Genomic DNA, 14,678 nt, shown 5'->3' on the forward strand with positions numbered 1-14,678 from the left:
GGCCGAAGGCCATCGCGAAGCGACGCGACGAAGGAGCGCCCTTGACGGCCCGGACCGACACGGAAGGACAGTCGACTGACGGGACGCCCCCGGACCTCCCCTGATGCCGGGTGCGGGCATCCCGACCCCCGAAGCCACCGCCTCACCTTTCGATCCCGCCCGCGGGCTCCCGCCCCCGGAGCCACCGCCCCGCCTTCCGATCCCGGGTGCGGGGATCCCGGCCCCCCGAAGCCTCCGCCTCACCTTTCGATCCCGCCCGCGGGCTCCCGCCCCCGGAGCCACCGCCCCGCCTTCCGATCCCGGGTGCGGAGATCCCGCCCCCACCCCAGCCCCCTCAATGCGGCGGTAGCCGCTCTGCCTCCTGGGTCAGGGCCTTCAGGACCGGGGCGATCAGGGGGTGGGATTCCGCGCCGCGGCGGGTTGCGGCGAAGACGCGGCGGGTTGCCGGCGCTCCCGTGACCGGGCGGACCTGGACCTCCTTGAGGTCCATGCCCCGCAGGGCCGAGCGGGGCACCAGGGCCACCCCCGCCCCCGCGCCCACCAGTGCCGTGACCGCGCGGAAGTCGTCGGACGAGTGCACGAGGCGGGGCTGGAAGCCGGCCAGCTCGCAGGCCAGCATCGTCACGTCATGGCACGGGTTTCCGGGGTACTGCCCCACCCAGTCCGAGTCGGAGAAGTCCGCCAGCGCGACCTCGGGGAGGTCTGCGAGCGGGTGTCCCGAGGGCAGCACCGCGTCGAAGGGCTCCGCGTACAGCGGCAGGATCGACAGGCGGCCGTCGGCCGCGCCCGGGGCGCCGCGGTACTCCACCGCCAGCGCGAGGTCGGCTTCGCCGTCGAGCAGCAGCGGCAGGCTCTGGTCGCCCTCCGCGTCCCGCACCCGCAGCCGGATGCCCGGGTGCTCCAGGGAGAGGCGGGCGATCGCGGGAGCCAGGACCTCCGCGATGCCGGTCGCGAAGGCGGCCACCGTTACCTCGCCCGCCGAGCCTCCCGCGTACGCCGCGAGTTCCGCCTCGGCGCGCTCCAGCTGGGCCAGGACCTCGTGCGCGTGGCCGAGGAGGATCTCGCCGGCCGCGGTGAGCCGTACGCCCCTGCCGCTGCGGGTCAGCAGGGCGTGCCCGGTCTCCTGTTCCAGCGCCGCGAGCTGCTGGGATACGGCGGAGGGGGTCAGGTACAGGGCTGCGGCCGCGGCGGTCACCGTACGGTGGTCCGCCACGGCCCGCAGGATGCGCAGCCGGCGGGGGTCGATCACCCCGCCATTGTCTCAGCCCGCGGTGGAGCGGAGCGCCGCGCGGGCGTCGATGAAGGCCGCCACCGCGCGCTCGACGTCCGCCGTGGAGTGGGCGGCGGAGAGCTGGACGCGGATGCGCGCGGCGCCCATGGGCACCACCGGGTACGAGAAGCCGATCACGTACACGCCGCGCTCCAGCAGCAGCTCCGCCATCCTGGCGGCCTCGGCGGCGTCGCCGATCATCACCGGGGCGATCGCGTGGTCGCCGGGCAGGATCTCGAAGCCCGCCTCGGTCATCTTGGTGCGGAAGAGCGAGGTGTTGGCGGCGAGCTGCTCGCGCAGGTCGCCGGCCGACTCCAGCAGGTCGAGGACCTTGAGCGAGGCGGCCGCGATGACCGGGGCGAGGGAGTTGGAGAACAGGTACGGGCGCGAGCGCTGGCGCAGCAGCTCGACGATTTCGGTGCGCGCGGCGACGTAGCCGCCGGAGGCGCCGCCGAGGGCCTTGCCGAGGGTGCCGGTGATGATGTCGATGCGGTCCATGACCCCGTGCAGTTCGGGGGTGCCGCGGCCGCCGGGGCCGACGAAGCCGACGGCGTGGGAGTCGTCGACCATGACCATGGCGTCGTAGCGCTCGGCCAGGTCGCAGATCTCGGGCAGCGGGGCGATGTAGCCGTCCATGGAGAAGACGCCGTCGGTGACGATGAGCTTGCGGCGGGCGCCGGCTCCGGTGGCCTCCTTGAGCTGCTGCTCCAGGTCGGCCATGTCGCGGTTGGCGTAGCGGTAGCGGCGGGCCTTCGACAGGCGGATGCCGTCGATGATGGAGGCGTGGTTGAGGGCGTCGGAGATGACGGCGTCCTCGGCTCCGAGGAGGGTCTCGAAGACGCCGCCGTTGGCGTCGAAGCAGGAGGAGTAGAGGATCGTGTCCTCCTGGCCGAGGAACGAGGACAGCCGGGCTTCCAGTTCCTTGTGCACCTCCTGCGTGCCGCAGATGAAGCGGACGGAGGCCATTCCGTAGCCCCAGCGGTCCAGGGCGTCCTTGGCGGCCGCGACGACCTCGGGGTGGTCGGCCAGTCCGAGGTAGTTGTTGGCGCAGAAGTTGAGGACCTCTCCGGGGGCGCCGCCCGCGGTCACGGCGACGGCCGCGCTCTGCGGGGTGCCGATGACGCGTTCGGGCTTGTGCAGGCCCGCGGCGCGGATCTCGTCGAGGGTGGCGCGGAGGTCCTCGCGGACGGTCTCGAACATGGTGCGGTGCTCGCTTTCTCCTGGTGCGGCCGGGGGCGGCCGTGCGGCCGGTGCGGCGGAGGGAGGGGGGCCGGGCCCCGCGGAGGGGGGAGGGTGGGCGGGGCCCGGCCGGAGGGAGGTGGTCTTGCGGTGGGAGGGGGCGGCTACGCCGTCCAGTCCAGGATGATCTTGCCGCTGCGGGCCTTCGCGGCCTCGTCGAAGGCGGCTTCGAAGTCGCGGTGCGAGTAGCGGCCGGTGATGACCGGGCTGAGGTCGAGTCCGCCCTCCAGCAGCACCGTCATCGCGTACCAGGTCTCGAACATCTCCCGGCCGTAGATGCCCTTGATCGTGATCATCGAGGTGACGACCTTGGCCCAGTCCACCGGGAACTCCTGCGAGGGCAGGCCCAGCATGGCGATCCGGCCGCCGTGCGTCATGTTGTCGATCATGTCGCGCATGGCCTCGGCGCGGCCCGACATCTCCAGGCCGATGTCGAAGCCCTCGCGCAGGCCCAGCTGCGCCTGCGCGGCGGCGATGGAGGATTCGGCGACGTTGACCGCGAGCGTGGCGCCCGCCTTGCGGGCGATCTCCAGCCGCTCGGGGCTGACGTCGGTGATGACGATGTTGCGGGCGCCGGCGTGCCGGGCCACGGCCGCCGCCATGATGCCGATCGGGCCGGCACCGGTGATCAGCACGTCCTCGCCGACCAGCGGGAACGACAGCGCCGTGTGCACCGCGTTGCCGAAGGGGTCGAAGATCGCGGCCACGTCGAGGTCGACGGCGGTGCGGTGCACCCAGACGTTCTGCGCGGGCAGGACGACGTACTCGGCGAACGCGCCGTCGCGACCGACCCCGAGGCCGACCGTGCTGCGGCACAGGTGGCGGCGGCCTGCCAGGCAGTTGCGGCACTTGCCGCACACCAGGTGGCCCTCGCCGCTGACCAGCGCGCCGATCTCGATGTCGCGGACGTCGGCGCCGAGCGCGGCGACCTCGCCGACGAACTCGTGGCCGAGCACGAGCGGGGTCTTGACCGCGCCCTGCGCCCAGCCGTCCCAGGAGCGGATGTGCAGGTCGGTGCCGCAGATCCCGGTGCGCAGCACCTTGATGAGCACGTCGCCGGGGCCGTACGCGGGCTCCGGGACGTCCATGAGCCACAGCCCGGGTTCGGCTTTGTGCTTGACGAGTGCCTTCATGGGGTGGCTCCAGGCATGTGCAGGGGGGCGCCGCGACTGTGGGTGCTGGTGCGGCGTGACGACAGGCACCAATCTGCCGAGCATCTTGGTGATCAGTCCATCGAGGATTTCTTAAGCGGGTCGACAGCCCAGCTTCACGCCTATGCTCCTCCTCGTGAGGGCCCCGGCTCAACAGCCGGGGCGGGAAATGGGGAGGTGGGGGGCGTGCCGAGTCTGCGCAGCAGGGCGCTGTCGGTCGCGCTGATCGCGGCGGGACGGCGAAGACGGTTCGCGAGTGCGGAGGCGGTGCGCTCCCGGGTGGCGGCGTCGGCTCGCCGGCCCGCGTCCCATCTGCCGCCGCGCTCGCTGGGGCGGGTGGCGGAGGTCTCCCGGACGTTCGTCGGGGCCTGGCCGGTGTACGACGCCTCGCCGCGCGGGGCCGAACCGGCGGCCCAGGTGCTGTTCGTACACGGTGGCGGGTACATCAACGAGCTGGTCCGGCCGCACTGGTCCATGATCCGGATGCTGGTCGTGCAGGCGCAGGCCCGGGTGGTCGTCCCGGCGTACGTCCTGGCGCCGCGCGGTACGGCGGACCGGACGGTCCCGGTCGCGGCCGATCTGCTCAGCGGGCTGATAGAGAGCGGGCGCGACGGGGACGGCGGCACGGTGCTCGTGGGGGACTCCGCGGGTGCCGGGCTGGCGTTGGCCGCCGCGCAGCGGCTGCGCGACCGCAGCGGGGTGCAGCCGTCCCGGATCGTGCTGATCTCCCCTTGGCTGGACGTGAGCATGAGCCATCCGGACCAGGCGGCCATCGAGGCGGCCGACCCGGTGCTGGCCCGGCCCGGGCTCCGGGAAGCGGGACGGCTGTACGCGGGGACGCTGGCCGCCGACGATCCGCGGGTCAGCCCCCTGCACGGCTCGTTCGCGGGGCTGGCGCCGCTGACGGTGTTCACCGGTACGCGGGACGTGCTGACCACGGACAGCAGGGAGCTGCTGCGCCGGGCCCGCGCGGACGGGGTGGAGGTGGAGTTCCACGAGGAGGCGGGGCTGCCGCACGCGTATCCGCTGCTGCCGGTGCCGGAGGGGCGGGCGGCCCGGGAGCGGATCGTCGAGCTGATCAGGACCGCCGCCGACCGGTGAGGGCCGCCGTCACGAGGGGTCCGGCGGTGCACGTCATCAGGCGGTGCAGGTCATCAGGGAGCTGACGGGCCAGGCGCGGTACGCGGTCCAGTACGCCTCGTCGCGCGTCGCGTCGGCCGGCGGGGTGCGGTTGGGCTGCCAGCCGACGGTGGTGAAGCCGGCCTCCACGGCGGCTTCGGCGAAGTCGGCGTGCGCCCATTCGCGGAACTCGAAGTCCACGGAGGGCTCAGCCAGCAGCTGTGCCTTGAGCAGCGGTGCGTCCCCGTCCGGGACCCGGTCGACGATGCGCAGCCCGTACGGCGACCAGTCCACGCCCGGGTAGGCTCCGGCGTTGGGCACGATGGCCAGCAGGCGGCCGCCGTCGCGCAGGTTGGCGCGGATGCGGCGGAACATGGCGTGCAGTGCGGTCCGGTCGGGCGCGTGGTTGAACAGGTAGACGGCGGTGGCCAGGTCGAAGGGGCCCAGCTGCGGAAGTGCGGCGGCGTCGGCGACGAGGTACTCGATGGGGGCCGTGTCGCAGTCCCCGGCCCGGGTTTCGGCGCGGGCCAGGCGGATCATCTCCGGGGAGCTGTCCACACCGACGGCCCGGCGGGCTCCGCCCCGGGCCAGCAGCCGGGTGTGGTGGCCCTCTCCGCAGCCCAGGTCGAGGGTGTCGAGTCCTTTCACACCGCCGAGCGCGTCGAGCGCCCCGAGCAGGGTGTGGGTGTCGGCGGCCGAGAAGGCCGCGGTGGTCTTCGACTCCATGACGCGCTCGCCGATGCTGTCGTACTGAAAGCGCATGCTCTGCCTTCCGGGGCGGGGTGGGACGCCTGCGGGACGGGGACGCCTGCGTATGGTGCCCCGGGGCGCGAGCGCGGGCAGGCGGTGCGCCGGAGCGTCCCCCGGACGAGGGAGGCGTTCGGGTCAGCGCGTACGGCGTACGGGGTCCGCCGGGGCTGCCCGTCGGGGCGCGGGACGGACCGTCCGGCTCCGGGATGCAGCGGCTGCCGCGGAGAGCGCATGCTGACTGTGTGACGGCGAGACCGGACAGCGGCGGTCCTGTCCCCGGTGCCACGGCCGAGATCCTCGTGCGTGCCACGGCAGAGGTCGTGGAGGCTGTCGGCGGGTACGCGGGCGGGGTGTACCTGCGTTCGCGCAGCGAGGGGCGGCTGCTGATCGCGGTGCTGGCCGGGCTTCCCGCGCCGCTGTTCCGGCCGTGGTGGCGGCTGCACGTGAACCGCCCCTACCCGGCGGGCGAGGCGTACCGCACGGGGCAGTCGGTGCTGCTGCCGGACGTGGAGACGGCCATGCGGCGCTTCCCGCAACTGATGGCGGGGCTGCCGTTCCCCTTCGCCTCCCTGTACGAGCCGGTGGTCGCCGGGCCGGAGCGGTTCGGCGTGCTGTTCGTGCTGCGTCCGGCGACGCCCGGGGTCCCCGTCGGGGCGGCCGACCGGAAGCAGCTGCGCGGGGCCGCGGCCCGGCTGGCGGAGCGGCTGGCGGCGCTCGCTGCGGCCGGGGAGCCGGTGGTGTGGGAGGGCGATCCGGTGGTCGTGCCCGCGGTGGGGGCCCCGGACCCGAGCGACGCCGGGAGCGCGGGGGCCGCCGTCGACCGGATGGTGCAGGCAGTGCTGTCGGTGGACCGCGAGGGCCGGGTCGGCTTCGCCAACACCGCCGCGAAGGCCCTGCTCGGGCCCGGCCGGCCGCAGTTGTGCGGGCGGATCCTGTGGGAGGCGCTGCCGTGGCTGGGACATCCCGCGTACGAGGATCACTTCCGGGCCGTGCTGCTGGCGGGCGAGCCGGTGCACTTCGCGGCCCGGCGGGGGACGCCGCCGGGCGGGGAGTGGCTGTCGGTGGGGCTGTATCCGGGGCGCGGCGGGGTGACGGTGGTGATCGGCGGGGCCGGCCACCACTCCTCCGCGGGCTCCGCGCCGACACCGGCGGCGCGGGCGGAGGCGGGAGCGGGCGCCGGTTCGGACCCGGGGCCGGCTGCGGGACCGGAGGCCGGACCCGGCGCAGGGACCGCTGCCGGACCCGGCGCAGGTCTCGGCGCAGGGCCGGCCCTGTCGGTCGCCGAGCAGACCTCCTCGCTCTACCGGCCGGTGGCGTTGGCCATCGCCCTGACGGAGGCGGTCACGGCCCGCCAGGTGTCGGCGGTGGTCACCGACGAGCTGCTGCCGGCTTTCGGCGGACGCCAGTTGGCGATCTACCTGCTCAGTGAGAGGCATCTGCACCTGGCGTGGGAGACCGGCTTCCCGCAGGGCTTCCTGGACCGCTTCGACGGCGTGGGGCTGGATGTCCGGCTGCCCGGCGTGGAGACCCTGACCACGGGCCGTCCCCTGTTCTTCGAGTCGATGCAGCATCTGGCCGCCGCCTACCCGGGAATCCCGCTGGACGCCCATGTCGGGGCCCGTGCCTTCCTTCCGCTGATCGCCTCGGGCCGGCCGGTGGGCTCATGCATCCTGGGCTTCGACACCCCGCGCGGCTTCAGTCCGGAGGAGCGGACGGTGCTGACGGCGCTGGCCGGGCTGATCGCGCAGGCCCTGGAGCGGGCGCAGCGCTACGACAGCGAGGCGGCGCTGGCGCGCGGGCTGCAGTCGGCGCTGCTGCCGCACCGGCTGCCGGAGTACGAGAACGTGGCGACGGTCGGCCGGTACCTGCCCGGAGCCGTGGGCATGGATGTGGGCGGCGACTGGTACGACGTCATCGACACGGGTTCGGGCCTGTTGGCGCTGGTGATCGGGGACGTGCAGGGGCACGGGGTGGCGGCCGCGGCCACGATGGGCCAGCTGCGCAGTGCGGTGCGGGCCTTCGCGCTCAGCGGGGAGCCGCCGGAGCAGGTGGTCGGCGGCACCAACCGGCTGCTGATCGACCTGGATCCCGGGCAGTTCGCCAGTTGCTGCTACGTGGAGCTCGACCCGGAGTCGGGCCGGGCGCGGGCCGTACGGGCCGGGCATCCGCAGCCGCTGCTGCGCCACCCCGACGGGCGGACGGAGGTGCTGGACCTGCCGGGCGGGGTGGTCCTCGGGATCGCCGCGGACGCGGTGTACCCGGTGACGGAGCTGCGCCTGGAGCCGGGGGCGGTGCTCGCCCTCTACACGGACGGGCTGGTGGAGACGCCGGGTGCGGACATCGACCTCGGTGTGGAGCGGTTGCGGGCGGCGCTCGCCGCGGCCCGGCCGTCGCCGCTGGCGGAGACCGCCGACCGGTTGATCGGCGGTGCGGGCAGCGGCGCGGCCCGGCCGGACGACGTGGCCCTGCTGCTGGCCTCGCGGGCGGGGACCGCGGAGCCACCGGACCGCGTGGCCGGCGGCTCAGGTGTCGCGCCGGTGTCATGACGAGCACATGTCGGCAAAGCGGAGGAAAATTTGCCGACGATCAGCTGCGGTTCCCGCACCACCTCCCGGTGCAGCATTTACGCGGTCTTGACGCTACCGCCGGTACGCGGAGGCGCCCGCAGCGACGGAATCCGCAGGTAAATAACTCTTGACCTGCGGATCTCGCAGGGATTCCATGTCGGCCCGGGAGCTACCGAAACACCTTGCACACCACCGCCTCGGAGGCGATACCGCTCCCGCCCTCAGTTCACCGCATCTGCCGATCGGAACCCTGCACCGATGTCTGAAACGATCAGCGCCCCCCAGGCTCTCGCGCCCGCCACCGGGCCCGTCCCCCAGAAGCTCAAGCGTTCCATCGGCGTCGTCGGCGGCACGCTGCTCACCCTCTCGTGCGTGACGCCCGCCTCGACACTCTTCGTCGTCGTACCCGACCTGTTCGCCAGCCTGGGCACGTGGACCGCCCTGACGATCGCCATCGGCTCGCTGCTCTGTATCGGCGTGGCGTTCTGCTATTCGGAGCTGGGCACCCTGATCCCCAGCGCCGGCGGCGAGTACGCCATGGTCTCCACCCTGTCGGGCCGGCTGGCCGGCTGGCTGGTCTTCGTGCTCTCCCTGCTCGTCGTGATGATCGTGCCGCCCGTGATCGCCATGGGAACGGCCGACTACCTCGCGCCGATCGTGCAGATACCCGCCCCGGTCGCGGGCGGCGCCGTGATGCTGCTGGCCACCCTCGCCGGTCTCCTGGACCTGCGGGCGAACGCCTGGATCACGGGCATCTTCCTGGTGCTGGAAGTCGTCGCCGCGGCGCTGGTCGCGGTGCTCGGCTTCGCCCACGGTGAGCGGGGCACCGGTGCCCTGGTGCACGGCGTGGTCGCCGGCGAGGGCGGTACCTCCTCCACCGTGACCGCGATGATGGTGGTGTCCGGGCTCGCCATCGCCCTCTTCATCACCCAGGGCTTCTCCACCGCCGTCTACCTGTCGGAGGAGCTGGAGAACCCGCGGCGCAACGTCGCCCGCACGGTCCTGGCCACGCTGGCCATCTCCACCGCCGTCATCCTGATCCCGGTCATCGCGATCACCATGGGCGCCCCGGACCTCCAGGCGCTGGCCGACGGCGACCTCGGCGGCATGGTCACCGCCTGGTCGAACTCGGCGGTCGGCACCTTCGTCAGCCTCTGCGTCGCTCTCGCGATCATCAACGCCGGCATCGTCATGGTGATCCAGAACTCCCGCGTGCTGTTCGCCTCCGCCCGTGACAAGGCCTGGCCCGAGCCGGTCAACAACGCGCTCTCGAAGCTCGGCCGCTTCGGCTCCCCGTGGGTGGCGACCCTGCTCGTCGGCGTCCCGGGTGCGGCGCTGTGCTTCGTCAACCTCGACACCCTCTACGGGGTCACCGGTGTCTCGGTGACCGGCATGTACCTGCTGGTGGCGGTGGCCGCGCTGTTCAGCCGGCGCGGGACGCACCGCGAGGTGGCGGCCTGGCGGATGCCGCTGTGGCCGGCGGTGCCGGTGGGGCTGATCGCCGTACTCGCGTACATCCTGACCCAGCAGGAGACCCAGTACCTGCTGTGGACGGGCGGGATCACCGCCGTGGCCACGCTGTACTGGGCGCTGTACCTGCGGCCGCGGCAGGACAGCCGCTGGCTGGTGAGCATTCCGGAAGAGGACGGCGAGCACGCCGCTGCCTGACGGGCGGGTGCGGGACCGGGGCCGGCGCGGGTGACACCTGCGCCGGCCCCGCCCGTGTGTCCGCCGTCAGTCCGTCCGGGCCCCGGCCTCGGCCTCGGCCTCGGCCTCGGCCTGGATCCGCTCGCACAGCCCGAGGGTGAGGGCCGTGTTCACCAGGCCGATGTGGCTGAACGCCTGCGGGAAGTTGCCGAGTTGCCGGCCCGATACGGGGTCGTATTCCTCCGCGAGCAGTCCCACGTCGTTGCGTACGGCCAGCAGGCGCTCGAACAGGGCCCGGGCCTCCTCGGGCCTGCCGGTCAGGACGAGGGCGTCGGCGAGCCAGAAGGAGCAGGCCAGGAAGGCGCCTTCGCCGCCGGGCAGGCCGTCGACCGGCGGCCCCTCGGTGCTGTAGCGGCGGACCAGGCCGCTGCTGCCCAGTTCGGCGCGGACCGCGTCGACGGTGCCGAGGACGCGGGGGTCGTCGGGCGGCAGGAAGCCGACCCTGGGGATCAGCAGGGTGGCCGCGTCCAGCTCCTCGGAGCCGTAGTACTGGGTGAAGGTGTTGCGCCGGGGGTCGTAGCCGTTCTCGCAGACGTCGCGGTGCACCTCCTTGCGCATGGTCCGCCACCGCTCCACGTCGCCCTCCAGCGAGGGGTCCCTCTCCAGGGTGCGTACGGCCCGGTCGGCGGCGACCCAGGCCATGACCTTGGAGTGGACGAAGTGGCGGCGTGGACCGCGTACTTCCCACAGGCCCTCGTCGGGCCGCTGCCAGTTGCGCTCAAGGAAGTCGAGGAGCGCAAGCTGGATCCGCCAGGAGTGCTTTTCCGCGGGCAGCCCGGAGGACCGGGCGAGGTGCAGTGCGTCGAGGACCTCCCCGTACACGTCGAGCTGGAGCTGGTTGACGGCGGCGTTGCCGATGCGCACGGGCGCGGACCCGGCATAGCCGCGCAGCCACGGCACCTCGAACTCGGGGATGCGCCGCTCGCCGGCGATGCCGTACATGATCTGCAGGTCGGCGGGGTCGCCGGCGATGGCACGGAGCAGCCATTCGCGCCAGGCGCGGGCCTCCTCCAGGAAGCCGGTCGCGAGGAGGGAGGCGAGGGTGAGGGTGGAGTCGCGCAGCCAGCAGTAGCGGTAGTCCCAGTTGCGGACGCCGCCGATCTCCTCGGGGAGGGAGGTGGTGGACGCGGCGGCGATCCCGCCGGTGGGTGCGTAGGTGAGGGCCTTGAGGGTGATCAGGGAGCGGGTGACGGCCTCGCGGTAGGGACCTTCGTAGGTGCACTGGGCGGCCCAGTCGTGCCAGTCGGCGAGGCAGTGTTCCAGGGCCTCGTACGGTTCGACGGGCTCGGGGCGCGGTTCGTGGGAGGGGTGCCAGGTGAGGACGAAGGCGACGCGCTGCCCGGGGGTGACGGTGAACTCGGAGCGGGTGCTGTTGTCTTCGCCCCAGGTGTGTACGTGCGGCTCGCTGCGGAACCAGACGGAGTCGGGTCCGGCGATCGCGACCCGCTCGCCGTCGCGGCGGCGGACCCAGGGGACGACGTTCCCGTAGTCGAAGCGCAGGCGCAGGGTGCTGCGCACGGTTACCTCGCCGGAGATTCCTTCGACGATCCGCATCACGTCGGGGGCGGCGTCGCGTTGCGGCATGAAGTCGGTGACCTTGAACGCGCCGCCGTCCGGGGTCTCCCAGTACGACTCCAGGACCAACGAGTCGTCGACGTAGGCCCGGCGGGTGCACCGCTCGCCCTCGGCTGCCCCGGCGGGGGCGATGCGCCAGTGGCCGTTCTCCTCGTCGCCGAGGAGCGCGGCGAAACAGGCCGCCGAGTCGAAGCGCGGCAGGCACAGCCAGTCGATGGACCCGTCGCGGCCGACGAGCCCGCTCGTCATGAGGTCGCCGATCAGTGCGTAGTCTTCGATGGGTTGTGTCATTTGTGCGATCTTCCCCCGAACGCCCGGGGCCAATCAGCGCGCCCCGGGCCGGGCTGCCGCTAGTTGCGCACGAGGAGCAGCGCGCCCGCGATGACGACGCCGAGGGTGACGGCGAGGGCGCCGTGGGCCAGGCGGTGGGCGCGCAGGACGGGCAGGAGGCGGTCGGCGGCGTAGCGGCCGGGGCCGGTGAGGGCGAGGGCCGCGGCCCCGGCGGTCAGGAGGAGTTCGTACTCGATGCCCTGCGGGGCGAAGAACGAGCCGGCTCCGTGGACGGCGATCGCGTTGATCATGGTGCCGACGACGGCGGCGCCGGCGAGCGGGGTGAGCAGGCCGACGGCGAGTCCGAGGCCGCCCAGGGTCTCGGTCAGTCCGGCGAGGACGGCCATGGCGTCTCCGGCCGGGTAGCCGCTGGCGGTGAAGAACTGGCCGGTGCCGTCGATGCCGCCGCCGCCGAACCAGCCGAAGAGCTTCTGGCTGCCGTGGGCGGCCATGGTGAGGCCGAGGACGAGACGCAGCAGGAGGAGGCCGACGTCGTGGGCGGGGGTGGAGAGGGCGAGCGGTACGGCCGGTGCGGCGGCCTGCGGCTTCGTCGTGGTGACGGAGGGGCTGGTCATGGGGGATCCTTCCCGGTCGGGTCGTCCGGTGGTGCACAGTCGTCGGGTGGTCCGGTCTTCGGATAGTTCAAATTCGAACTCCCGGCTTCCGACCATAGCCACTGATTCAAATTGGAACAACCTGTGTAGGGTGGGGGCATGGCGGAGACGAGATGGCTGGACGACCGCGAGATGCGCGCCTGGAGCGGTTTCCTGGCGGCCTCCGCCCTGGTGAACCGGCGACTGGACCAGCAGCTGAAGGACGATTCCGGGCTCTCGCACCCGCAGTACGAGATCCTCGTGCGGCTCTCGGCCGCCCCGGACCACGAGCTGCGGATGACGGAACTGGCCAACGGTCTGATCAACTCCAAGAGCGGGCTGACCTACCAGGTCACCCAGCTGGAGAAGGCCGGGCTGGTCCGCCGCCGCAGCTGCCCCTCGGACGTACGCGGGGTCTTCGCCGTCCTCACCGACGCGGGCCGCGCCCGGCTGGAGGCGGCTGCGCCCGGCCATGTGGCCACCGTCCGCGAGGCCCTGATCGACGTGCTCACGCCCGGGCAGCTCGATGCACTGGCGGAGGGGCTGGGCGAGGTCAGCCGCCGTCTGCGCGAGCAGGGCGCGTAACCCAGGCCGGCGGGGTATACGGGAGCCATGGACGCACAGGTCTGGCTCGCCGTCGCCGTGGTCGCGGCCCTCGGGCTCGCGGTCGCCGCGGCCGTACTGCTCGTACGGGTCGTCAGGACGCGGCGGCTGCTGCTCGACGCGGGGATCCCGCTGCGCGACAAGGCGCTGTTCTGGGTGGCCGTGGTCTACACCGTCTCGCCGGTGGACCTGATCCCGGACCCGGTGTACCTGGACGACATCGGCGTCCTGCTGCTGGCCCTGCGGTCGCTGCACGCGGCGGCGGCGGCCGTTCGGCCCGGAGGGGCCAAGGAGGCCGGCACCGCCTGAGTGCCGACGCGGACGCGGCCCGAACGCCGGGTGCGACCCCGGGGCACGCGGCCCGAACGCAGGCCGCGGCTGCGAGAATCGCCCGAATGGATGCGACGCCCCCCGCGGAACCAACACCTTCCCCCACCCTGTGCCCCGCCACCGCCGGAAGCCGGCCGGTCGTGGAGCGGCTGGCGCAGCTATACCGCCACGACATGTCGGAGTTCCTGGGCCATCTGCCCGGGGAGGACGGCACGTTCGCCTTCGACCTCCTGCCGCTGTTCTTCTCCGAACCGGGGCGTGAGGTCCTGCTCATCCGGTACGGGGACACTCCGGCCGGGTTCGTCCTGACCCGGCCGACGGACGAGGGCGCGACCTCGATCTCGGCGTTCTTCGTCGTACGGGCCCTGCGCCGGCGGGGCGTGGGCCGGTGGGCGGCGCTGGAGCTGCTGCGCTCCCGGCCGGGGCCCTGGGCCATCGCCTTCCAGGAGCCCAACCGGGGCGCGGCCCGCTTCTGGCGCGGTATCGCCACGGAGGCGGTGGGCGCCGACGCCTGGCGCGAGGAGAAGCGTCCGGTCCCGGGGCCCGCGTCGGCGGCGCTGCCCGAGGACAACTGGATCTTCCTGGACACCGCGGAGGCGGCCCACGGGGTCAACGCGGTCGACGGGGGCAACGGGCCCTGAGACCGGCCGCCCTTGATGTCAGCGGACGCCCCGGGGGCGGAACTGGATGCTGATGCGGGGGCCCACGGCGCGCGTGGACTTGGGGACCGCATGCTCCATCGTCCGCTGGCAGGAGCCGCCCATCACCACGAGGTCACCGTGCCCCAGGGGAAGCCGGAGCAGCGTGGGGCCGCCGTCGCGGGGCCGGAAGGCGAGGTCGCGGGGGTCTCCGACCGAGACGATCGCGACCATGGTGTCCTCGGTGGCGGACCGGCCGATGCGGTCGCCGTGCCAGGCGACGCTGTCGCGGCCGTCGCGGTAGAGGCAGAGCCCGGCCGTCACGAAGGGTTCCCCGAGCTCGGGGGCGTAATGCGCCGTCAGCACCTCCCGCGCCTCGGTGAGTGCGGGATGCGGCAGTGGCTCGCCCTCGGCGTAGAAGCAGAGCAGCCGGGGCACGTCCACCTCGCGCTCGTACATCTGGCGGCGCTCGGCACGCCACGGCACGTCCTCGGCCAGCCGCTCGAAGAGCAGGTCGGAGCCGGAGAGCCAGCCCGGGAGGTGGTCGACCCACGCTCCGGCGCCGAGCTGCACGCGCCGCAGGCCGCGGAGCGGGCCGAGCCCGGTCTCGTCGCCCTGGTCGAAGAGGGAGCCCTGGAGGCCCGGGATCGTGCGCATGACTCCAGCGTACCGCGCGCATCGAACATCCGATCGATTAGATTGGCAGACATGAGCGCGTCTCGCCACCCCCTCATCTCGCACGGCCCCCCGGTCCGCACGGCCTTGCCGGATGCCGATGCGGTGAGGCGGCGGGACGATGGGGGCGG

At 73.3% G+C, this 14,678-nt stretch carries 13 protein-coding genes; 6 read left to right on the forward strand and 7 right to left on the reverse strand.

Annotated elements, in window-relative coordinates; all coding sequences use genetic code 11:
- Positions 1-334 precede the first annotated feature (334 nt).
- The 3 genes from AC0666_RS23730 to tdh form a co-directional block, all read right to left on the reverse strand.
- Positions 335-1,249: a LysR family transcriptional regulator gene (locus tag AC0666_RS23730; protein ID WP_468964589.1), complete on the reverse strand. Its 915-nt coding sequence runs from the start codon at positions 1,247-1,249 to the stop codon at positions 335-337.
- Between the two features lie 12 nt (positions 1,250-1,261).
- Entirely contained in the window at positions 1,262-2,470 is a 1,209-nt protein-coding gene (locus tag AC0666_RS23735; RefSeq protein WP_361713162.1) for a glycine C-acetyltransferase, read from the reverse strand.
- A 143-nt stretch (positions 2,471-2,613) separates the two neighbouring features.
- Positions 2,614-3,642, reverse strand: coding sequence for an L-threonine 3-dehydrogenase (tdh, locus tag AC0666_RS23740; protein WP_468964587.1), 1,029 nt, complete (start codon positions 3,640-3,642; stop codon positions 2,614-2,616).
- A gap of 204 nt (positions 3,643-3,846) precedes the next feature.
- Between tdh and AC0666_RS23745 the strand changes: the two genes are divergently transcribed.
- Positions 3,847-4,761, forward strand: coding sequence for an alpha/beta hydrolase fold domain-containing protein (locus AC0666_RS23745; protein WP_468579779.1), 915 nt, complete (start codon positions 3,847-3,849; stop codon positions 4,759-4,761).
- Between the two features lie 36 nt (positions 4,762-4,797).
- On the opposite strand, the gene AC0666_RS23750 is transcribed toward AC0666_RS23745, so the two are convergent.
- Complete coding sequence (locus AC0666_RS23750) at positions 4,798-5,541, reverse strand: class I SAM-dependent methyltransferase (protein WP_468964584.1); 744 nt, start codon at positions 5,539-5,541, stop codon at positions 4,798-4,800.
- A 194-nt stretch (positions 5,542-5,735) separates the two neighbouring features.
- Here AC0666_RS23750 and AC0666_RS23755 point away from each other — a divergent pair, with 194 nt between their 5' ends.
- Together AC0666_RS23755 and AC0666_RS23760 are read left to right on the forward strand one after the other, a co-directional pair.
- Positions 5,736-8,075 carry a SpoIIE family protein phosphatase gene (locus AC0666_RS23755; protein WP_478708255.1) on the forward strand — a complete coding sequence of 780 codons (2,340 nt, stop codon included), beginning with the start codon at positions 5,736-5,738 and terminating at the stop codon, positions 8,073-8,075.
- Between the two features lie 279 nt (positions 8,076-8,354).
- On the forward strand, positions 8,355-9,764 hold the full coding sequence (locus AC0666_RS23760; protein WP_468964580.1) for an APC family permease: 1,410 nt from the start codon (positions 8,355-8,357) through the stop codon (positions 9,762-9,764).
- A 66-nt stretch (positions 9,765-9,830) separates the two neighbouring features.
- On the opposite strand, the gene AC0666_RS23765 is transcribed toward AC0666_RS23760, so the two are convergent.
- The gene (locus AC0666_RS23765) at positions 9,831-11,669 is read right to left on the reverse strand and encodes a glycoside hydrolase family 15 protein (RefSeq protein ID WP_478708256.1); all 1,839 of its coding nucleotides are present in this window, start codon (positions 11,667-11,669) and stop codon (positions 9,831-9,833) included.
- A gap of 59 nt (positions 11,670-11,728) precedes the next feature.
- Positions 11,729-12,283 (reverse strand): DoxX family protein, encoded by a 555-nt coding sequence (locus AC0666_RS23770; RefSeq protein ID WP_468964577.1) that lies wholly within the window; start codon positions 12,281-12,283, stop codon positions 11,729-11,731.
- Between the two features lie 138 nt (positions 12,284-12,421).
- Here AC0666_RS23770 and AC0666_RS23775 point away from each other — a divergent pair, with 138 nt between their 5' ends.
- The 3 genes from AC0666_RS23775 to AC0666_RS23785 all read left to right on the forward strand — a co-directional run bounded on the left by AC0666_RS23775 (position 12,422) and on the right by AC0666_RS23785 (position 13,875).
- Positions 12,422-12,886, forward strand: coding sequence for a MarR family winged helix-turn-helix transcriptional regulator (locus AC0666_RS23775; protein WP_468964576.1), 465 nt, complete (start codon positions 12,422-12,424; stop codon positions 12,884-12,886).
- Between the two features lie 27 nt (positions 12,887-12,913).
- Positions 12,914-13,213, forward strand: coding sequence for a YkvA family protein (locus AC0666_RS23780; protein WP_468964574.1), 300 nt, complete (start codon positions 12,914-12,916; stop codon positions 13,211-13,213).
- Between the two features lie 194 nt (positions 13,214-13,407).
- On the forward strand, positions 13,408-13,875 hold the full coding sequence (locus AC0666_RS23785; protein ID WP_478708257.1) for a GNAT family N-acetyltransferase: 468 nt from the start codon (positions 13,408-13,410) through the stop codon (positions 13,873-13,875).
- 18 nt (positions 13,876-13,893) lie between these two features.
- Here AC0666_RS23785 and AC0666_RS23790 read toward each other — a convergent pair whose 3' ends face one another.
- Positions 13,894-14,529: an alpha-ketoglutarate-dependent dioxygenase AlkB gene (locus AC0666_RS23790; RefSeq protein ID WP_478708258.1), complete on the reverse strand. Its 636-nt coding sequence runs from the start codon at positions 14,527-14,529 to the stop codon at positions 13,894-13,896.
- Positions 14,530-14,678 lie beyond the last annotated feature (149 nt).

The organism is Streptomyces sp. NPDC043680, from assembly GCF_056436685.1.

Coding starts and splice junctions, on each gene's coding strand:
- AC0666_RS23735 (WP_361713162.1), bottom strand. CDS start 2,470: ATGTTCGAGACCGTCCGCGAGGACCTCCGCGCCACCCTCGACGAGATC.
- tdh (WP_468964587.1), bottom strand. CDS start 3,642: ATGAAGGCACTCGTCAAGCACAAAGCCGAACCCGGGCTGTGGCTCATG.
- AC0666_RS23750 (WP_468964584.1), bottom strand. CDS start 5,541: ATGCGCTTTCAGTACGACAGCATCGGCGAGCGCGTCATGGAGTCGAAG.
- AC0666_RS23755 (WP_478708255.1), top strand. CDS start 5,736: ATGCAGCGGCTGCCGCGGAGAGCGCATGCTGACTGTGTGACGGCGAGA.
- AC0666_RS23760 (WP_468964580.1), top strand. CDS start 8,355: ATGTCTGAAACGATCAGCGCCCCCCAGGCTCTCGCGCCCGCCACCGGG.
- AC0666_RS23765 (WP_478708256.1), bottom strand. CDS start 11,669: ATGACACAACCCATCGAAGACTACGCACTGATCGGCGACCTCATGACG.
- AC0666_RS23770 (WP_468964577.1), bottom strand. CDS start 12,283: ATGACCAGCCCCTCCGTCACCACGACGAAGCCGCAGGCCGCCGCACCG.
- AC0666_RS23775 (WP_468964576.1), top strand. CDS start 12,422: ATGGCGGAGACGAGATGGCTGGACGACCGCGAGATGCGCGCCTGGAGC.
- AC0666_RS23780 (WP_468964574.1), top strand. CDS start 12,914: ATGGACGCACAGGTCTGGCTCGCCGTCGCCGTGGTCGCGGCCCTCGGG.
- AC0666_RS23785 (WP_478708257.1), top strand. CDS start 13,408: ATGTCGGAGTTCCTGGGCCATCTGCCCGGGGAGGACGGCACGTTCGCC.
- AC0666_RS23790 (WP_478708258.1), bottom strand. CDS start 14,529: ATGCGCACGATCCCGGGCCTCCAGGGCTCCCTCTTCGACCAGGGCGAC.